Annotated in this window: 21 protein-coding genes; 9 read left to right on the forward strand and 12 right to left on the reverse strand. The window is 27.6% G+C overall.

Going from position 1 to position 18,911, the window contains the following annotated elements; genetic code table 11:
* The 6 genes from E0E45_RS09690 to E0E45_RS09710 all read left to right on the forward strand — a co-directional run bounded on the left by E0E45_RS09690 (position 1) and on the right by E0E45_RS09710 (position 5,041).
* The gene (locus tag E0E45_RS09690; RefSeq protein ID WP_130890974.1) at positions 1-669 is read left to right on the forward strand and encodes a methyltransferase domain-containing protein; all 669 of its coding nucleotides are present in this window, start codon (positions 1-3) and stop codon (positions 667-669) included.
* Positions 670-865: 196 nt separating this feature from the next.
* Positions 866-1,642 (forward strand): nitroreductase family protein, encoded by a 777-nt coding sequence (locus E0E45_RS09695; protein WP_130890975.1) that lies wholly within the window; start codon positions 866-868, stop codon positions 1,640-1,642.
* Between the two features lie 90 nt (positions 1,643-1,732).
* Positions 1,733-2,614, forward strand: a complete 882-nt coding sequence (locus tag E0E45_RS09700) for an FMN-binding protein (protein WP_130890976.1) — start codon at positions 1,733-1,735, stop codon at positions 2,612-2,614.
* Between the two features lie 97 nt (positions 2,615-2,711).
* The gene (locus tag E0E45_RS18040) at positions 2,712-2,834 is read left to right on the forward strand and encodes a hypothetical protein (protein ID WP_269472036.1); all 123 of its coding nucleotides are present in this window, start codon (positions 2,712-2,714) and stop codon (positions 2,832-2,834) included.
* 226 nt (positions 2,835-3,060) lie between these two features.
* Positions 3,061-3,795 carry a basic amino acid ABC transporter substrate-binding protein gene (locus E0E45_RS09705; protein WP_130890977.1) on the forward strand — a complete coding sequence of 245 codons (735 nt, stop codon included), beginning with the start codon at positions 3,061-3,063 and terminating at the stop codon, positions 3,793-3,795.
* A gap of 46 nt (positions 3,796-3,841) precedes the next feature.
* On the forward strand, positions 3,842-5,041 hold the full coding sequence (locus E0E45_RS09710) for an argininosuccinate synthase (protein WP_130890978.1): 1,200 nt from the start codon (positions 3,842-3,844) through the stop codon (positions 5,039-5,041).
* A gap of 63 nt (positions 5,042-5,104) precedes the next feature.
* On the opposite strand, the gene E0E45_RS09715 is transcribed toward E0E45_RS09710, so the two are convergent.
* Both E0E45_RS09715 and E0E45_RS09720 read right to left on the reverse strand, forming a co-directional pair.
* Entirely contained in the window at positions 5,105-6,976 is a 1,872-nt protein-coding gene (locus E0E45_RS09715) for a putative bifunctional diguanylate cyclase/phosphodiesterase (protein ID WP_130890979.1), read from the reverse strand.
* Positions 6,977-7,290: 314 nt separating this feature from the next.
* Complete coding sequence (locus E0E45_RS09720) at positions 7,291-8,217, reverse strand: hypothetical protein (protein WP_130890980.1); 927 nt, start codon at positions 8,215-8,217, stop codon at positions 7,291-7,293.
* A gap of 101 nt (positions 8,218-8,318) precedes the next feature.
* Between E0E45_RS09720 and E0E45_RS09725 the strand changes: the two genes are divergently transcribed.
* Entirely contained in the window at positions 8,319-8,933 is a 615-nt protein-coding gene (locus E0E45_RS09725; RefSeq protein ID WP_130890981.1) for a Crp/Fnr family transcriptional regulator, read from the forward strand.
* Between the two features lie 397 nt (positions 8,934-9,330).
* Here the strand turns inward: E0E45_RS09725 and E0E45_RS09730 are convergent, their stop codons facing one another.
* Positions 9,331-10,116: a hypothetical protein gene (locus E0E45_RS09730; protein ID WP_232044093.1), complete on the reverse strand. Its 786-nt coding sequence runs from the start codon at positions 10,114-10,116 to the stop codon at positions 9,331-9,333.
* 299 nt (positions 10,117-10,415) lie between these two features.
* On the opposite strand from E0E45_RS09730, the gene E0E45_RS17505 reads away from it, so the two are divergent.
* Together E0E45_RS17505 and E0E45_RS17510 are read left to right on the forward strand one after the other, a co-directional pair.
* Positions 10,416-10,850 (forward strand): tyrosine-type recombinase/integrase, encoded by a 435-nt coding sequence (locus E0E45_RS17505; protein ID WP_145988169.1) that lies wholly within the window; start codon positions 10,416-10,418, stop codon positions 10,848-10,850.
* Between the two features lie 56 nt (positions 10,851-10,906).
* Positions 10,907-11,071, forward strand: coding sequence for a tyrosine-type recombinase/integrase (locus tag E0E45_RS17510; protein WP_145988170.1), 165 nt, complete (start codon positions 10,907-10,909; stop codon positions 11,069-11,071).
* 225 nt (positions 11,072-11,296) lie between these two features.
* Here E0E45_RS17510 and tnpA read toward each other — a convergent pair whose 3' ends face one another.
* The 9 genes from tnpA to pgsA all read right to left on the reverse strand — a co-directional run bounded on the left by tnpA (position 11,297) and on the right by pgsA (position 18,886).
* Complete coding sequence (tnpA, locus tag E0E45_RS09740) at positions 11,297-11,758, reverse strand: IS200/IS605 family transposase (RefSeq protein ID WP_130890983.1); 462 nt, start codon at positions 11,756-11,758, stop codon at positions 11,297-11,299.
* 164 nt (positions 11,759-11,922) lie between these two features.
* Positions 11,923-13,362 (reverse strand): Eco57I restriction-modification methylase domain-containing protein, encoded by a 1,440-nt coding sequence (locus E0E45_RS09745; protein ID WP_130890984.1) that lies wholly within the window; start codon positions 13,360-13,362, stop codon positions 11,923-11,925.
* A gap of 63 nt (positions 13,363-13,425) precedes the next feature.
* A complete protein-coding gene (locus E0E45_RS09750; protein ID WP_130890985.1) occupies positions 13,426-14,196 on the reverse strand; it encodes a hypothetical protein in 771 nt (256 codons plus the stop codon).
* Positions 14,177-15,286, reverse strand: coding sequence for a DUF262 domain-containing protein (locus tag E0E45_RS09755; RefSeq protein ID WP_130890986.1), 1,110 nt, complete (start codon positions 15,284-15,286; stop codon positions 14,177-14,179). The genes E0E45_RS09750 and E0E45_RS09755 overlap by 20 nt, the downstream gene beginning before the upstream one ends.
* 107 nt (positions 15,287-15,393) lie before the next feature.
* Positions 15,394-16,749, reverse strand: coding sequence for a 23S rRNA (uracil(1939)-C(5))-methyltransferase RlmD (gene rlmD, locus E0E45_RS09760; RefSeq protein WP_130890987.1), 1,356 nt, complete (start codon positions 16,747-16,749; stop codon positions 15,394-15,396).
* Positions 16,750-16,767: 18 nt separating this feature from the next.
* Positions 16,768-17,028 carry a hypothetical protein gene (locus E0E45_RS09765; protein ID WP_130890988.1) on the reverse strand — a complete coding sequence of 87 codons (261 nt, stop codon included), beginning with the start codon at positions 17,026-17,028 and terminating at the stop codon, positions 16,768-16,770.
* 2 nt (positions 17,029-17,030) lie between these two features.
* Positions 17,031-17,972, reverse strand: coding sequence for a 16S rRNA (cytosine(1402)-N(4))-methyltransferase RsmH (rsmH, locus tag E0E45_RS09770; protein ID WP_130890989.1), 942 nt, complete (start codon positions 17,970-17,972; stop codon positions 17,031-17,033).
* 81 nt (positions 17,973-18,053) lie between these two features.
* A complete protein-coding gene (locus tag E0E45_RS09775) occupies positions 18,054-18,311 on the reverse strand; it encodes a YggT family protein (protein WP_130890990.1) in 258 nt (85 codons plus the stop codon).
* 41 nt (positions 18,312-18,352) lie between these two features.
* Positions 18,353-18,886, reverse strand: coding sequence for a CDP-diacylglycerol--glycerol-3-phosphate 3-phosphatidyltransferase (pgsA, locus tag E0E45_RS09780; protein WP_096402080.1), 534 nt, complete (start codon positions 18,884-18,886; stop codon positions 18,353-18,355).
* Positions 18,887-18,911 lie beyond the last annotated feature (25 nt).

Consider the following 18,911-nt stretch of genomic DNA (forward strand, 5'->3'; position numbering starts at 1 on the left):
ATGACTTTTGAAAAAAATTTTACTACATATGATAAAAATGCAATAGTTCAAAAAAAAGTAGCTGCTAATTTGGTTGAATATATAAAAAATGATATTTCCCTTTCTAAAGCTATGAATAAAGTCATTGAACTTGGATGTGGAACTGGAATATTCACAAGAGAATTTCTCTCTAAAAATAACCCTCGCTATCTTATTCTTAATGATTTTTTTGATGTGGAAAAATATCTGTCTGATTTAGATTATAACGAATTTATTCAAGGAGATATTGAAAGTCTTACTTTTCCAAAAGCTGATATGATAATTTCCAGTTCAGCTTTTCAATGGGTAAATTCTTTTGAAAAACTGATAGATAATATTTCACAATCAAGTGATAATCTAGCTTTTTCTCTATATACAAAAGGAAACTTAAAAGAGATAGATGAACATTTCAATATTTCATTAAATTATTTAGCAAACAATGAAATTAATCAAATATTAAAAAAAAGATTCAGAGATATAAATTTCATGAAAGAAACTGTAATCCTTGAATTCAATAGCCCTTTAGAGGCATTAAGACATCTGAAAAATACTGGTGTTACAGGTTTTCAAAAGACAAGCATCAGTAAAATACGTTCTTTTGCTTCTTGTACTTTAACTTATGAAATAAGTTACTTCATCTGCAAGGCTTAATTTTTATACCAATTTTATACTTAAATAAAAATTTTATATTTCATTAAGAGTAGATAAATATCCAAATAGCTTTATTAGTTTTTTAAGCTTTAATTTATGATGTTTATTTACTTTTTTTATTTTCAATAAAATATTTTAATTCTTAGAAATACATAGTATACTATTTTTAAGAATATTTTATCTTGGGAGGTATTTTATGAATTGTTTAGAGCTTATCATGAAAAGAAAATCAGTAAGAGTATATGAGGAGAAAGAAATTCCTCGAGAAATAAAAGATAAAATTATAACAGCAGCTTTTCAAGCTCCTACAGCAGGTAATATGATGATGTATTCCATTATCGACATAGATGATCAATCTATAAAAAATAAGCTTGTTAAAACTTGTGATAATCAGGGAATGATTGGAAAAGCTCCCATTCTGCTTTTATTTCTTGCTGATTTTCAAAGATGGATGGATTATATAGAAGCCTCTGGAGTAGAAAAATTTAATAAAGAAAATAATTTGGAAAAGTATATCCCTAAAGAAGGAGATATGTTTCTTGCTATTAATGATGCCCTTATAGCTGCTCAAACAGCTGTCCTTGCTGCTGAGGATCTTGGACTTGGAAGCTGCTATATTGGTGATATCATGGAAAATTTTGAAATACATAAAGAACTTTTTAACCTTCCTAAATATGCTCTTCCTATTACAATGTTATGTATTGGATATCCTACTGAACAGCAGAAAAACAGAACTATGAAAAGAAGATATTTTACTAAGGATATGCTTGTTCATAAAAATATTTATAGAAAACCTTCAATAGAGGAATTTGAAGATATGGACAAAGAAATAGCTGAAAAAGATTCCCCTGCATTTCTTTCTGGATGTCACAATCAAGCTATTCATATGTACAAAAGAAAAATTACATCAGATTTTATGACTGAAATGAATCGTTCAGTGAAAGCTATGATAAACTCATGGTTAAGAAATTAAATTTTAACAGAATAATTTAAAAAAACGTTTAAAATCTTTTTAAAATATAGTATAATTTTAGAATATTAAAACTTTAACAAGGGGGAAATAATGAAAAAAATTATTATTGCTGCTGCTCTTATTATCAGCTGTATAAGTTTTGCGGAAACAGTAAAAAAAGAAAAACCAGTTCTAGAATGGAGTGTCCAGCCACAATTAGGAATCATCAAAGGGGATTATTACAAAAATGAAAAAAGATTCCGTCAAGGACATCTTGGAACTTTAGAAGTTGTAAAAAAAGATGGAAAAATTGTTCTAGTTGAATTTAATGAAATGACTAGACCTAATTACTACAACCGTTACTTTCAAAATGTATCAAAACGTATGTCTTCATATAACTTCAAAATGGGAGAAGCTAAAGGTGCTGCTTGGATACAGGGAGTATTAAAAGCTGAGAAACAAATGATGGATGAGCAAAGATTAACAGGGGATTTTGATACAGTAGCAGGGGCTTCTAACAGTATTCAGCAATCTATGGTTCCATTAGCTGCTGAACTTGCACCAGCAACTGAAAAACCTTCTAAAGCTAAATTTTACAGTATAGCTGAAGATCTTGGAAAAGGAATCACAGGAAGATTGAAAGTTGTTGTTGAAGATGGAAAAATCATCTCTTGCAGATATGATGAAATATTTGCAGACTCTCCTGAAGATATCAAACTTCCTAGACAAAAACAATACTATAGACAATCAAAATATGAAAGTGTAGACTTTGATGAAGATTCTCGTATTGGTTTTAATATCCAAATGGATGAACTTAATGATAAAGTTGTGGCTACTCAAAATATGCTTGATCTTACAGGGCTTCCTGCGACTGAAGAAACTGGAGATTATAAAAAATCAGGATTCACTATTCGTAATACTGCATGGGACAATTATTTAAAACTTGCAGAGAAACTTCAAACTGAAATGAAAAAGGATAAAGTTATCAAATAAAAATAATTTTTCAAAAAATATTTTTTAAAAAAAGATTGACTTCAAAAATATGTTGTGATATTATTAGCTTATTAAAAAATAAAAAAGGAGGGTCATCATGTTGAAGGCATTAAAATTGAGGAACAGGAAATATACTACAAATGCATATTCTATCTTTTTTAATGAATCTGATAACATTATGGCTTATTCTAAAAAAGATGTTTTTTTGAAGCATAGGTAATAGTTTATTTCCTGAAAATATTTTGAAGATTAATAAAATTCAATTTATACTAAAGGTATGAGCTATATCTCTATTCAAAGAAGCATCAGCCATATCACTGTGTATTTTATATTTTAAAATATCAACAGATCAGCATTAAAAAATTTGCTGGTCTGTTTTTTTTATACCCAAATATAGCCAAAACATTTATTTTAAACATATTAAAAGATTAAAGGGAGGAAAAATTATGAAAAAATTATTTTGTGCAGTTATGATGTTGCTTATGGGGATTGTTGGAAGTGTAAGTTTTGCCAAAGAAAGTAAAGTTCTTTATGTGGGAACTAATGCCGAATTTCAGCCGTTTGAATATCTTGAAAATGGAAAAATAGTTGGATTTGATGTGGAACTTATGGAGGAAATTGCCAAGCTAATGGGAAAAAAGATTGAATGGAAAAATATAGCTTTTGATGGACTGCTTCCAGCTCTTCAGGCTAAAAAATTAGATGTAATCATAGCTGGAATGACAGCTACAGAGGAGAGAAAAAAATTCGTCAACTTCTCTGAAACTTATTATACATCTAATCAAATGATTTTAATCAACAAAGAAAATCCAGTAGTTGAATCTTTTGATAAACTTGCTGGACACAATGTTGGAGTTATCCTTGGATATACAGGGGACATTGCTGTAAGTGCAATAGATGGAGTTAAAGTTCAGAGATACAACGGAGCAGCAGAAGCTATAATGGCTCTTAAAGCTAAAAAAGTAGATGCAGTGGTTTTAGACTCTGAGCCTGCTAAAAATTATGCTAAACAAAACAATGAACTTGGACTTATCAATACTGATGTATCTAAAGAAGAGTATGCAATCGCTGTTGGAAAAGACAACAAAGCTCTTGTTGATAATATAGACAAGGCTCTAAAGACGCTTAATGAAAATGGAACTTATGATAAACTTATTCAAAAATATTTTGGAGATAAATAAAAAAATTCAGAAATAGATTATTTTAAAACTTAAGGGAGGCATTAAAATGAAGGAAAAAGTTGTTTTAGCATATTCAGGAGGGTTAGATACTTCTGTTATCATTCCATGGTTAAAGGAAAATTATGATTTCGATGTTATAGCTGTAGCAGTAGATGTTGGACAAAAGGATGATTTTGCAGCTGTTGAGAAAAAAGCTCTGCAGATAGGAGCTTCAAAGTTCTATGCTGCTGATAAAAAAGAGGAATTAGTTAATGATTTCATAATCCCTATGCTTAAATCAGGAGCAAAATATGAGGGAACATATCTATTAGGAACATCTATAGCCAGACCTGTAATAGCTAAAGCTCTTGTAGAAATTGCTCAGCAGGAAGGTGCTTCTTACATAGTTCATGGAGCTACTGGAAAAGGTAATGACCAGGTGAGATTTGAATTAGGTATCAAAGCTCTTGCACCTAATATGAAAGTTATCGCTCCCTGGCGTATCTGGGATATCAAATCTCGTAAACAGGAAATTGAATATTTGAAATCTCATGGGATAGAACTCCCATTTAAAGAAAACACTTCTTACAGCAGAGATGAAAATCTATTTCACATAAGCCACGAAGGACTTGAACTTGAAAGTCCTCACAATGCTCCAGACTACAATCATGTACTGCAGTGGGTGCTTCCTCTGGAGAAAACAAGTGATACTCCTGAGTGCATATCTATAGATTTTGAAAAAGGTGTTCCTGTAAAACTTAATGGAAAGTCTATGTCAGCTCTTGATATTATAAATTCTTTAAATGAGATAGGAGCAAAGCATGGAGTGGGAGTTATAGACCTTGTTGAAAATCGTCTTGTTGGAATGAAATCTCGTGGAGTGTATGAAACTCCTGGTGGAACTATACTTTATTTTGCTCATGAAGAGCTTGAAAGATTATGTATGGATAGAGAGTCCCTTCAAGCAAAAATGAAACTATCTAATGACATGGCAAAATTAATATACAATGGACAATGGTTTACTAGATATAGAAAAGCTCTATCAGCTTTTGTAGAAGAAACACAAGAATTTATAACTGGAACTGTAAATCTTAAACTTTACAAAGGAAATATTTTGTTAAATGGTATGGATTCTAAATATTCTCTATACTCTGAAGAATTTTCTACATTTGATGAAGATACTGTGTACAATCAACAGGACGCTGAAGGATTTATTAATCTTTTTGGACTTCCTATCAAAATTGAAGCTCTTCTAAGAAATAAATAATCTATAAAAAGAGAATGATTATTAAAAAAATTAAGTTTTAGAAATTTAAAAATTATATTTTATTTAATCATTCTCTTTTTTATATTCTATCCATCTTATATTTTCTAGCTTTTCAAACTCTTCAATAGGCATAGGTCTATAAAATATATATCCCTGAATCATATCGCAACCTGCTTCTCTAAGGAAATCAACCTGTTCCTCTTTTTCTATCCCCTCTGCTACTATAGTCATATTAAGGTTTTGGGCTAAATCTATTATTCCTTTTACAACAATTTTTTCTCTCTCTTTATTTTCACTTTCGTTAAAGAATAATGAATCAATTTTAAGACTGTCTACCCTCATATCCTTTAAAGCATTCAAAGAAGAATAGCCCTTTCCAAAATCATCTATTGCACATAAAAATCCATTTCTATGAAGCTCAAAAATTATTTCTTTTACTCTTTTTATATCATTAAAGATAGCTGATTCAGTAAATTCAATTATCAATATGCCATCTGGTATACTATGTTTCTCTTTTATTTTACTGTAAACCATTATAAAATCCAGACTATAAAACTGCATTTTAGATACATTTACAGATACGGGAAATACTCTTTTATACTTATCCATCTGTTTTCTCAACCATTGGCATGTCTTTTCAAAAACATATTGATCTAAAACACTTATTAATAAATCTTTTTCAAGAATAGGAATAAAAACTCCTGGGGAAAGCATTTTTCCTTCAGAATTTTTCCATCTTACTAAAGCTTCCACATTTCTTATTTTACTCTCTTTTAATTCTACTTTTGGTTGAAAATATACTATAAATTCTTCATTTTCTATTGCTTTTAAAATATTATCTCTTATATAATTTTCTTCTCTCATTTTGCTTCTTATACTTTCATTATAAAAAGCATAATTAGTAAGCTGTCCCTTTATTGTTTTTTGAGCAAAATTGGCTTTATCTATCAGCTCTGTTATTTTCATATCCTCATTTACATCTTCAAGGCAGCATATTCCCCAATATATGACTGCATTATAGCGTTCATTACTTTTTTCTACAACTCCTTTAAGCTTCTCATTTACATTTTTCTGACGTTCTATAAGTTCAGATTTATCTGTATATTTTCTCAAAACAACAAATCTATCAGCTGAAATACGTCCAAATATCTCCTTCTCTTCCATGTCCTCTTTGAGCAGTCTAGTATATTCTTTTAATATATAGTCCCCAAATTTATATCCTAGTACATCATTACAGTATTTAAAATTTTCAAAATCTAAATAAAAAATAGCAAATTTTGTTTCTGGATTTTCTTTTATAATTATTTCTCCATCTATTTTAAATTTTTTTGAATTCCACTCTCCTGTCAAATCATCTTTATATATCATATCTCTAAATTTATTATTCATTTTTTCTAAATAACTCTGATTTTTTGACTGTAATATGAAAATAAGCAACCATGTGATCAAAGAAGATATAGAAAGAAGAACTACTAATAACATTAGTTTAGTAGCTTGATTTTTTGTGTATTCCTCTCCAGCAAAAACAGTCTTATTAGCCAACAAAAAAAAATCTTCACTTGCTTTTAGAAGATCTGTACTATCTTTTCCATTTCTTGCATCATAAATATCCTGTTTAATTAATTCCCATTTTTTATTCAACTCTTTCAGATTCTCTGAATAAACTGGATCTTTTTCCACATAAGGAAGTCCATATTTTCCTTTTCCTGTAGAAAGGTCATGTAAAATATCATCAATATCACCAAGAAGTTCATCATTTCCTTGATGATTTGCTTCTAGCTTAAATATTCTTTGAGATACTCCTCTTACTATTCCTAGATAATTGATCCAGCGGCCATATTTTTGAAGCTGTACAATGGAATTTATTGAAACTAGGCATGCTGCACATAATAAAATGAAAAAAATAGATTTTATAAGCTTTTTATTTTTCACCATTTTTGCTCCTTGTTTTGCTAAAGTATTTTATTTTGAAAATTTTATTATTTTACACAACAATTCTTCGTTCTTTCAAAAAATATCTTTAAACTTAAAGAATACACATATTATTATAATGATACTATTTAAATCTATTTTTTTCAATATTTTTTTATTATTTTTAAAATAAAAATCTCATTGAAGAACTTACTCATACTGAATATAAAATGCTAAACCAAATTTTAAAAACTATTAAATAAAAATTTAACTAAGTGGCACACATGTCACTTAGTTAAATCAACAGCATATTTATATAAATATTTTTTATTCTTATTTCATTCATTAAATAATAGAAGCCTATCTAATCCAATACCACTAATTAAACATCTTTCTTTTTTATTACCAAGTATCTGAGAAATCCAATCAACAAATCCACCATCACCAATTTCAATTTGACAGTCTTTTGTTTCTAGCATTATCTTAAAGTTGATACCCTGATAATACTTATTATCTACATTTTCAAAATCAAATGAGAGCGAAATTTCAGGGAATATAGTTTCTATAGTCTCAGTCATTTTACCAAAAAAACCATCAATATCTTTGTAGCCTCCCCTTTTCCGTAAAATAATTGATAACTTTGCTCCAAATTGTGTTTGGAGCATTTCTTTATAAAAAGTTAAGTGTTTTTCTAATAGCTTTTTTTCACTAGTATAAGAACCATTATCCTTACATGATGATACCATACAATATATTCCAAAGTGAGAAAAAAATCCTTTTCCCTCAACTGGCTGTGCTCGGATTACCCTTGCTGTCGTTGAATAATGCAAGGGAGAGGTGTTGGTGACTGTTTTATTTCTTAATTTATCAGCAATTATGATTGCCAACATGTTGGATGGGTCAGAAAGTGTTTCTGTTCCACGTAAAGCACTTACTACATTGTACTGGTTAACACAACCAAAGACACTGCAACTACCAAGAGGTGCTGAGGGAGAAAGTAAAACTGTTTGAATATTCATTTCCTGTGCTATTGATAAAAGTTGTGCTTCCAAAGCATGAAACCTTGCAGGATTTATCTTGCTAGGTACAGAAAATCGGTTTAACCGATATGACTTTAGCATATTTGCTGGAGTAAATTTCTCAGTTTGTTTTTCAAAAATCTCCAAAAGTAGCGAATTCAAATCTGCTTGTGACAGGGATAGCAGCTTATCAATAATCTCATGGTCACCTATTTGGTTCAAAATTCTATCTATGATTACACTCATTATACACCACCTCAATATATAGTTAATTTTCTAGTTGATTTCATTATAAATTACAACTATAATTAAAGTAAAGGTCAGTTGACCCAAAGGGGAGAAATAAAATGAAGTTAGTTGATTTTATGCCCAATGATGTGAAAAAAAAATTACAACACAATACATTTTCTCCAGGTGAAATTATACTTTATGCAGAAACTGAAAATGATTATGTCCATTTCTTGATTGATGGTATGGCAGAAGCTTATATTCCAAATTCACAAGGAGGGTTTTCAACTGTTCATATTTATAAACCAGGTAGTTTTTTTGGTGAAGCAGAACAGTTCTATACAGGAAGAAAGCCAGTAGAAATTTCTGCTATGACTCCATGTATAGTAGATAAACTCCATAGAAACGATTTTTTTGATTGGATGAAAAAGGATTTTGAAGTAACCAAACTAATTATCAAAGAGATTGTTCATAAGTTGATTTTGAATAGTGAGTATATCGAGGAGATATCACAATTGACTGTTAAAGAACGTTTTTTACGCTGTATTGCTACTCATTATCAACTTAACAACATAAAATCTCTAACAAAAGAAGAAGTGGCAAAAGAAACTAAATCCCCTGTGCGAAGTATCAATCGTGCTATTGCAGCATGTACAAAAGAAGGTATACTATGTTATAAAAATAGGCAAATTCATATTTTAGATAAAGAAAAGCTACAAACATATTTAAGGTAAATAAAAAAGAGGTTGGTGTAAACCTCTTTTTTACTTGTCGTTTTTACAAACAGACTTTTTCTATTTTCCTACTTAATTGTATTACTCTTTTAAAGGAAAGCCAAATAATTTTTTATTGAAGGGAAGATAGGTGTAATATCTCTCCTAGGCAAAAACTACCAGTATTCTATTTTTATTGTTTCAAACTCTTATTTTACTTGATAAATCTTCCCCACTATTATTACTTAAAGTTAAGTCTATTATTAAACAATAATATAAAACTTGATCTTATAAATTCAAATTATATCCTTCTAAAGCTATATATTTTTATTTTATCTTCTTCCCTTAGATATTATGAGTGATATTTTTTATTACTTATTTATATCATTGTATTTACAAATACTTAACTTTAGACTCATTAAATCTCTTCAAATAAAGTTCTTCTAGAATCACCAATTGAACAATTCAAATAATTATTCTTCAAGTTCATTTCTGCAACAAAACATAAAAAATACTCTTTTGCATTCTCTTTAGTATCTGAAAAATTAATTCCTATATACTTGTATACAGTTGGACTAAGAGAGACACTACAAATTTTAAATAGTGTATTACGATTTAAAATATTCAAATAATAGCGCTTAACTTCTTTTGATTCTTTTTCACTAAAAGAAGCAACATATATTTTACATTGTCCATAATAAATTTTTAATATATTTATATTTTCTTTTATCGATCTTGAATATAAATTGATATTAGGTAGATATTTTTTTTCCTTTTTGGAATTTTCAATCACAAACATATCACTACAACTATCTTTATTAAGACTTTCTATCATATTATTCATTTCAGTATTATGTATACTTTTCTTAAGCATTTTATTCATACATAAAGTCAATCTATTTTTTATATCATCCTTATCTACTTCACCATAAAATTGATTAATTTCTTTCTTTGTTGCCTTTTCCAACAAATATGCACATCCTTCATCATGTTTCCCCATATCTGAGTTAACCACTTTAAAATACTTACGCTCTATACCATTAGCAATAGTCAAAGGTGCTTTCAAGCACATTGGACAATACATTTTACCATCATATTTCTTTATTGTACTTATTTTATTATTTTCATATGCATCCCAATATTCTGAATCAGGATAAATTATTCCATCATCATTAAAATAAAATTCATTATATTTCTTTTTCATTAGTCTCCCCATTAATTTCCACTTTATTTATTCGTATAATATAAACATTTTTTAATATGATTAGAATTTAATTCCAAATTATTATTTATAGTATAGCATAAATAATTTTATTCTGTAAGGAGAGTATTTTTTTACAACTATTATATAAAAAAGTAATATTTTATTCTACTATCTTTGACAATCAGATCTATTTCTTTATTTTTTGTATATTGATTTTTACTCTCACTCAAAAATACTCTAATAACTTAAATTTTCTACTAAACCTTTGTAGTTTTTCCTTGTAATTAAAGTCAACTCCTATGCAATATGTAAAAATTCCTAAAATAGAATTAAAAAAATCTAAAATAAATAAAAAAATAATCTCTATTGAAGATTTTGAAAAAATTATAAAAAGATTTAATGAAAGTTCTCCCTTTTATATATCTCTAATAATGGGATTTTATACTAGATGCAGAATTGGGGAAGTAATGGGATTAACTTGGAAAGCTATTGATTTAGCTAAAGGTTTTATTGATATAAATAAAATTATTTATAAGAGAGAAGATAAAAGACCTCCTGTTTGGTGTTTTGGAACAACTAAAACTCCAGGATCTGTAAGGAAAATAAAAATAGGTCAAACCTTAATTGAGGTTTTAAAGAAATGGAAATCACAGCAAAAATTAAATGAAGAAAAATATTTAGAATATTACATTAATCAATATGTAAGAATTGAAAGTACCCCAAAAAAGATATAAAAATAATTCATTCTTTTGACTCTTATGTTGATACACAAGTTTATGATTTTGTAGAAATGGTTTGTACAAAAGAAAATGTAGCAATGATTACTCCTGATTCTTTTAAGTATGCTTCAAAAATTATTAATTTTGAATTAGGAATTGAATTTAATTTCCACTCTTTAAGACATACCCATGCTACATTCTTAATTGAAGCTGGGGCTAATATTAAATCTGTATAGGACAGGTTAGGGCATAGTTCTATAAAAACTACTCTTGACACTTATACCCATGCTACTATAAAAATGGCTGAAGATTCTGTTAAGATTTTTAAAAATTTAGTTATAATCACAAACCACCACTTGAAGTGGTGGTTTGCTCCACCGTACTAGCTTAGGCTTAAGCCTTACTGAATGGTTTGCCAACCGCGTAATTCTTCATTCAGCTACTTAAGTAGCTGGTGTGCTTTAGTTTGTTTTTTCTCCGAAAGGATCTATATACTCTTTCAATGTCAATTGATCATTCGCTATATCTTCTTGCAACTGTTCCCTTATATATTTTGCAATCCTTTCTTTATTTCTTCCTACTGTATCAACATAATATCCTCTACACCAAAAATGTCTGTTCCCATATTTATATTTTAAATTTACATATTTATCAAATATCATCAATGAACTTTTCCCTTTCAAATATCCCATAAAACTTGATATGCTTATTTTCGGAGGTATACTTACCAACATATGTATATGGTCTTTACAGGCATTAGCCTCTATTATTTCTACTCCTTTAAATTCGCAGAGTTTTCTTAATATCTGCCCTATATCTCCTTTGATTTTTCCATATATTACCTGCCTTCTATATTTTGGTGCGAATATGATATGATATTTACAATTCCATGTTGTATGTGATAGACTATTATTGTCATACATCTTATGACCTCCTTTGATTAGTTAATCGGCCAGCAAACCTAATTAATTATATCAAAGGAGCTTTTATTTTCTAAGCATAGCCTTCCGGCTTTTTTGTACCACTCGCTTAGCAAGTGGTTTTTTTATACAATAAAGAAAAAGTCAGAATAAAATTTCTGACTTTTTTAAAATATTGGAAATAGCATATTATTAATTTCATAACTATTTATAGTATGGCTATTATTAAACATTTTATAATAATTTTTAAATAATCTTGAATTAAGAAATGAGCATATTTTTTTTGCTTTTTCTAAAGACAGATTCCCATCAGCAGAAGTGATATATGCTAGATTATTATCTATTCCTAAATACTCAGTTTTTAAAGTATTTTTTTTATAAACAGCTGCTTGAATAAAATTTTCACTTTCAAAATCAACATTTTTTCTCAAAATAACATAATTTTCATTTTTAATTAGTTTTCTTTTTGTTTTTTCATTAAAATTTAAGGAAATTATTTTTCCTTTTCCTTTATTTCCAGTCAAAGGAAAATAATTAATATTATTTTTAGTTATATGCTGAACAAGTAACAAAGGAACTTCTCCTTCAGAAAAAGCTTGTATTTTTTTATCTTCTTTATCAATTCTAAATTGTACAATTTGACCAATTTTAAATTCTAATCCTTGTTCTAATAAAGTTTTATAACCTTTAGTTAATTTCTTTTTATATTTCAACTCTATTTCATTTTTAGGAAAAATAAGAGCATTTGAATTTTTTAAAAATATATCTTTAGTATTTACAATAAAAGAATCATCTTTTTTTCCATTATAAGATATTTCAATTTTATCTTTCTTTTCATTTATAAAATAAGCAATACATATTTCTTGAAGAACTTCACTTCCAAAAGCCTTATTTCTTTCATTAAATAGATGTATACTTTCTAATGAAAAATTATTAAAAATAAATTTTCTAAGATTTTCAGTATATTTTCCTCCCAAATAATTTTTAGGTGAAATTAAAATATACTTTCCACTTGGAACAAGTAATTTTAAAGATAGTGCTATAAATAAATGATAAATATTTGGCTGTCCCAATATTAAATCATTAAAATATTTATTTTCTTTATCATTTTTATTTATTTTTTTAAAAGGAGGATTTGAAATAATTAAATCAAATTTTGTTATTTCTTTTTTGGTATTAAGATAAGAAAAAAGATTTTTATCATTTGTTTCCCATACCTCGCCATATAATTCAATAAAATTCTCATTTAGAAGCAAAATATTCATTTCTATTTTATTTAAAGTATTCATTTTTAAATACTTCATATTTTCTTCTAAAATTTTATAAAGTTCTTTATCCAACTCTATTGCTTCTATGTATACTTTTTTTATATTTTTAAATTCTAATAATATTTTTTCTATCACAGCAAGGATTAATATTCCTGTTCCAGCTGAAGGTTCAAGAATCTTAATCTCAGTAACTCCATTATAAAAAGATATATCTTTTACCATAATTTTAGCTATATCCTTTGGAGTGAAAAACTGAGAAAAAGTTTTTCTATATTCTTTATTTTTAGAATTTAGATAATTACTTGTTTTTTTTTCAAAATATTCATAGATTTTTTCCATTACTCCACCTTATCTATTTTTTTTTAACGATAGCTATTATAACAAAAAAAGATTGTCTATAGATTATTTTATATCCTCTGTTAAATTTTTTAAACTTAAATATATAATAATCATCCACAAAATACAATACTTTCCAAAAAGTTTTGAATCAAAACTTTTACTAATGTAGATATCTTCAAAATTTGAAAAATCTCCATGTATAAGATTGGTTCTTATATTTTTATATATATATCTAATTTGAGATTTAATTTGATTTATGTTTTTTAACAGTTCGATATCTATTTTTCTTAAATCTTGATCTATATTTTTATCCTCTAATTCAGTATCTATAATTTCTTGAATTGCTCGTATCTTTTCTTCAATAGTCTCCAAATTAAAAAAAGGCTGTACTAACATAATATAAATATCTTCTGTACTTTCAAAAGACTTATATTTATCTTTAAAAGATCTCTCTTCTACCAATTCTATAATATTTTCATTTTTACATTTATCTTTATATTCCAAAATATCTTTAAATTCAAAATTTGATATGAACTTACCTTTCTTATAGATAATTGATAATAAAACTTTTAATTCTTTCTCTTTTCCTTTTTTAGAATAACTCCATACTTTTAAATACTTATTTAAAAAGTCCTTCATATATTTTTCATATAAAGAATTTAAAGAAGCTATTCCTGCAATAATAATAAAAGATTTTTCTATATCTTCTTTTACTTCTCTTAATAATTTTAAGTATACATCTACTACTAATATTATTTCAATTATTGAATCTTTAAAATTTTCATCAATTATTTTTTCTGTTAATTTTATATTTTCAATTCTCTTGTTCTTCATATTTTAAAATCTCCTTAGCATAATTAATAGATTCAAATATTCTAACTATTGCTGGTGGATTATTTTTCTTTATTTTTATTTGCCATTCTGCATATGACATAGAAAATTCTTGTTTTAAAAATTTCTCATTTAATAATAAACTTCTTTTTATAAAAAATATAGTTGAAGCTATTTCAAAAAAGGCATTTACAAAAAGACCTTTAAATTTTTGTGCTTTTTCATCATATCTTTTAAATCCAAAATCTTTTGTCATTTCCATAAAAATTTCAAATTCTTTCAATCCTATCTCTATATATTCTTTATTTCCAATTAAAGTATCTGTATAATAATCTAATAATTCTCTAAAATTTGTACTTTTATATTTTATTGAATTAACCATATTTTCATCTTCTAAATATTTTTTTATTAATAAAAACATAATAAATAACTCTATATCTTTTCTGTAACTTTTTTCAGTTTCACTTAAGAAATCAAGTTTTATTTGATTAGAAAAAGCATCTATTATTTTTTTATATAATTCTGTATCAATCTCAGCTATTGTTGCATTTCTAATTTCTTGTGGCTCTAAAACTGTTGAAGACTTATTCAATCTTCTAAATAATTTATATTTAATTGATTTATCATTTTTATTACTATCTAAAACTATGAAGTCTAAGCTTCTTGAAAGAAATGTAAAATCTAAGCCTTGAATCTCAAAATCATACCATTCCTTTCCTTTTAACTCTTCTAAAAATGGTGTTCTAGTTAATTTACTTAAATCATATTTTGGAATTATTTCTTCTTTTCTTAAATTTCCTGTAAATTCAAAGATAGTAGCTAATCTTTGCAGTCCATCTAGAACCTCAAATCGTCCCTCTTCCTGAGATTTATATAAAAATAATGGTGGTATTGGAAATCCCAATAGAATAGATTCAATTAATTCAGATTTTTGTTCATTTTCCCAACGATAAAATCTTTGATATACTGGATTTATTATTAATCTTGGTCTTTTAGCTGTATACCATGAAATTAATTCACTTATTGATACACTAAATTTTTCTACATCAACCTGTTTAGCTGTTCTTTTCCATTCCTCATATAGTTTCTTCATACTTTTCTCCCTTCTGAATTTAATTATCTCTGCCAATATTATTATTTTTAGTTGGCAATTGGTAGGCAAGGCTACCAATATTTTTTTTATTACTTCAAACGCTTATTTTACTTGATAAATCTTCCCACTACTTCAGTGTGGGCAGTACCTGGAAACATGTCTACAGGCTGTACTTTTTCAAGAATATACCCTTGTTTGCTTAGTATCTCAGCATCTCTGGCAAAAGTAGATGGATTACAAGAAATATATACTATCTCTCTTATATTGCTCTCAGCTACCTTTAATAAACTGCTTTCTTCTATTCCCTTTCTAGGTGGGTCAAAAATAATTGCATCTACCTTTTCTCCTTTTTTTATAAGCTCAGGAAGTTTATCTTCTACAGCTCCATTTATAAATTCTATATTCTCAATTTTATTTTCTTTAGCTGTTTTTATTCCATCATTAGTTGCTGACTGTACTAATTCTATTGCAAATACTTTTCTAGCTTTCTTAGAAAGTATCATTGCAAGAGTACCAGTTCCTGAATAAGCATCTACAACATTTTTATTTTTAAGATCTTTAAAATAGTTCACTGCTGTATTGTACAGTTTTTTAGTTTGAGGAAGATTTATCTGAAAAAAAGAAAGTGGTGAAATATTAAAACTTATTCCATCTATCTCTTCTGTTATAGTTTTTTCTCCCCAGATAAATATATTTTTATCTCCCAAGGCAACATTAGTTCTCTTTGGATTTAAAGATATATAAATAGATTTTATCTCTTCAACTTTATTTTTAAGTTCCATAAGTATGTCTTTGTATCTTTTTTCAACTTTTACTGCATTTATAATAAGTACAAGCATAACTTCATTTTTAGAATTTGTTCTTACCATTACATTTCTCAATATTCCTTTATGCTCATTCTCATCATATACAGAAACTTTTTCTCTGTTCAATATACTTTTCAGCTCTTTTATTATTTTATTTCCAAGTTTTGAATTCAGTATATTCTCTTCTACCTCAAAAACATCATGAGATTTTCTTTTAAAAAATCCGCTTATAATTTCTCCCTTTGATTTTCTGAAAGGTTCTATTATCTTATTTCTATAATGATATGGATCTTCACTTCCAATTACATCTTCTACAGATACATTTTCTATTTTTCCTATCTTTTTAATAACATCCTCAACCATAAGCTTTTTATATTTCAACTGAGCATCATATTTAAGCATTCCAAAATCACACCCTTGAAAATCCTCAAAAGATATTTTATTGATGTCTTCTACTCTCTCTTCACCTGATGCAATTATCTCTTCAATCAAACCTCTGGCATAAGTCTTTTTAACAGAAATTATTTTTACTTTTAATATATCTCCAGGTACAGACATAGGTACAAATACTGCAAAATCATTATAGTATCCTAACCCTTCTCCCCCATTTACTATCTTATCTATCTTGAGTTCAATTATCTCAAACTTTTTTACCATTTTTCCTCCAAAACAGCATTATTCTTCAATTTGAAAAAATTTTATACTGTTAGATATCTCCATTTTATTCTTAGTTCTCATTTCTTTTCCTATTTTTTCCAAATCCACTTTAGAATCATATTCTATAATTTTTTTATCCAGATCTTTCTCTACTGTTTCTAAGGTTTTTCTATCAGCATTTATGGCTATTTCGAGCTTTGATATTTTTATCAAAAACATTCCATGTATGAGCCATACTATAACTATAGTAATAAGTACACTAAAAAAAGTCTTTCTCACTTCTACCCTATCCTTTCAACTACTCTTAATTTTGAAGAGTGAGCTCTATTATTGAATTCTACTTCATTTCCTTCTGGAATTATAGGCTTCTTAGTTATCAATTTAACTTTAGCCTTACCTCCACATACACATATAGGTAACCCTGGAGGGCATTTACAGGCAGTTGCCAAATCTTTAAATTTAGTTTTTACCAGTCTGTCTTCAAGAGAATGGAAAGTTATTATTCCTAATCTTCCTCCTACTTTTAAAGAATCTACAGCTTTATCTATAGCTTTTTCCAGCACTTCGAGCTCTCTATTTACCTCAATTCTAATAGCTTGGAATGTTTTTTTAGCAGGGTGTTTTGCTGCTCTTTCTGGGTAAGCTCTTTTTATTATAGCTACAAGCTCTCCTGTCGTTTCTATCTTTTTTATTTCTCTCGCTTCACAGATAAATTTCGCTATTCTTCTTGAGTTTCTCTCTTCTCCATATTCAAAGAATATTTTCATAAGAGCTTCTTCACTGTACTCATTTACTACTTCATAAGCAGACAGAGGACTATTCTGATTCATCCTCATATCAAGCTTTGTATCATATCTATATGAGAATCCTCTCTCTGGATCATCCAGCTGTGTAGAAGATACTCCAATATCCATAAGTATTCCATCTACTTTATCATAGCCAGCCATATATATAACTGTATCCAGATTTTCAAAGTTATTTTTAAAAACCTGCCATTTATTTCCATATTTTTCTAATCTTTTCTTAGCAAAATCTATTGCCTGCTGATCCTGATCTATAGAGATAAGTCTTCCCTTTTCAGAAAGCTCTTTTAATATTCCTTCAGAATGACCTCCTCCTCCAAGAGTACAGTCAAGATAAATACCATCTTTATTTATAACAAGGTTATCAATACATTCTCTATACAGGACAGGTATATGATATTCACTTATAATTTCTTCCACTCTATAATCAACTCCTGTTTTATTATTCTTAAAAATTATAAAATATGGGTGACCAAAAAACTATAAGTCACCCACATCTAATTAAAGCAGTATCATAAAAACTACTCTTCTTACTATTCCAAAAAAGATATATGCAATTATAGGTGCAATATCCAGTCTGAAATTTCCCATTGGCAGCAACACTCTAAATGGTCTCAAAATAGGCTCAGTCAGATTATAAACCAATTCTGTAAAACCATTTGTTGAACTAGGAGAAAGCCATGAAAGCACTACTCTTATTAATATAAGAGTATTTATAACTGTTATTAATAAATCAAAAATTCTAATGAACATATACATAAATAAACACTCCTTTTTCTTTATTAAACATTTATTCTATTCTATTTTGAGTTCATAAAATAATGTTTAGCTTTTGATGTATATTCCCATCCAGACCATAAAGTTAGAATTATTGGTATAAGCATAAGGTAAAAATTATACCATTGATTTCCTACTATAATCATTATCAGGATAACTATCATCTGACTTGTTGTCTTATATTTTCCAAGTTTTCCTGCTGGAATAACCTCACCTTTAGCAGCAGCAAGCATTCTTATTCCACTTATAAGAAATTCTCTTGCTATTACTATTATTGACATCCAAGCTGGAATATATCTCAATTCAACAAAAAGTACCAAAGCTGATATGACCAGTATCTTGTCTGCCAATGGATCCATAAGTTTTCCAAAATCAGTTACCAGATTATATTTTCTAGCTAGATAACCATCAAAAAAATCTGTTAATGAAGCCACTACAAACAATGCAAAAGCTATCATTCTATATACAAAACCTTCAGCATTTGATTCCTGAAGAAAATATATGAAAGGTACAGCCAATACTAATCTTATAAAAGTTAACTTATTAGGTAAGTTCATAATTTGACATCCTCCATAGAATTTA

The organism is Fusobacterium ulcerans ATCC 49185 (genome assembly GCF_900683735.1).
Taxonomy (GTDB): domain Bacteria; phylum Fusobacteriota; class Fusobacteriia; order Fusobacteriales; family Fusobacteriaceae; genus Fusobacterium_A; species Fusobacterium_A ulcerans_A.

Coding starts and splice junctions, on each gene's coding strand:
- E0E45_RS09690 (WP_130890974.1), top strand. CDS start 1: ATGACTTTTGAAAAAAATTTTACTACATATGATAAAAATGCAATAGTT.
- E0E45_RS09695 (WP_130890975.1), top strand. CDS start 866: ATGAATTGTTTAGAGCTTATCATGAAAAGAAAATCAGTAAGAGTATAT.
- E0E45_RS09700 (WP_130890976.1), top strand. CDS start 1,733: ATGAAAAAAATTATTATTGCTGCTGCTCTTATTATCAGCTGTATAAGT.
- E0E45_RS18040 (WP_269472036.1), top strand. CDS start 2,712: ATGTTGAAGGCATTAAAATTGAGGAACAGGAAATATACTACAAATGCA.
- E0E45_RS09705 (WP_130890977.1), top strand. CDS start 3,061: ATGAAAAAATTATTTTGTGCAGTTATGATGTTGCTTATGGGGATTGTT.
- E0E45_RS09710 (WP_130890978.1), top strand. CDS start 3,842: ATGAAGGAAAAAGTTGTTTTAGCATATTCAGGAGGGTTAGATACTTCT.
- E0E45_RS09715 (WP_130890979.1), bottom strand. CDS start 6,976: ATGGTGAAAAATAAAAAGCTTATAAAATCTATTTTTTTCATTTTATTA.
- E0E45_RS09720 (WP_130890980.1), bottom strand. CDS start 8,217: ATGAGTGTAATCATAGATAGAATTTTGAACCAAATAGGTGACCATGAG.
- E0E45_RS09725 (WP_130890981.1), top strand. CDS start 8,319: ATGAAGTTAGTTGATTTTATGCCCAATGATGTGAAAAAAAAATTACAA.
- E0E45_RS09730 (WP_232044093.1), bottom strand. CDS start 10,116: ATGAAAAAGAAATATAATGAATTTTATTTTAATGATGATGGAATAATT.
- E0E45_RS17505 (WP_145988169.1), top strand. CDS start 10,416: ATGCAATATGTAAAAATTCCTAAAATAGAATTAAAAAAATCTAAAATA.
- E0E45_RS17510 (WP_145988170.1), top strand. CDS start 10,907: ATGGTTTGTACAAAAGAAAATGTAGCAATGATTACTCCTGATTCTTTT.
- tnpA (WP_130890983.1), bottom strand. CDS start 11,758: ATGTATGACAATAATAGTCTATCACATACAACATGGAATTGTAAATAT.
- E0E45_RS09745 (WP_130890984.1), bottom strand. CDS start 13,362: ATGGAAAAAATCTATGAATATTTTGAAAAAAAAACAAGTAATTATCTA.
- E0E45_RS09750 (WP_130890985.1), bottom strand. CDS start 14,196: ATGAAGAACAAGAGAATTGAAAATATAAAATTAACAGAAAAAATAATT.
- E0E45_RS09755 (WP_130890986.1), bottom strand. CDS start 15,286: ATGAAGAAACTATATGAGGAATGGAAAAGAACAGCTAAACAGGTTGAT.
- rlmD (WP_130890987.1), bottom strand. CDS start 16,749: ATGGTAAAAAAGTTTGAGATAATTGAACTCAAGATAGATAAGATAGTA.
- E0E45_RS09775 (WP_130890990.1), bottom strand. CDS start 18,311: ATGTATATGTTCATTAGAATTTTTGATTTATTAATAACAGTTATAAAT.
- pgsA (WP_096402080.1), bottom strand. CDS start 18,886: ATGAACTTACCTAATAAGTTAACTTTTATAAGATTAGTATTGGCTGTA.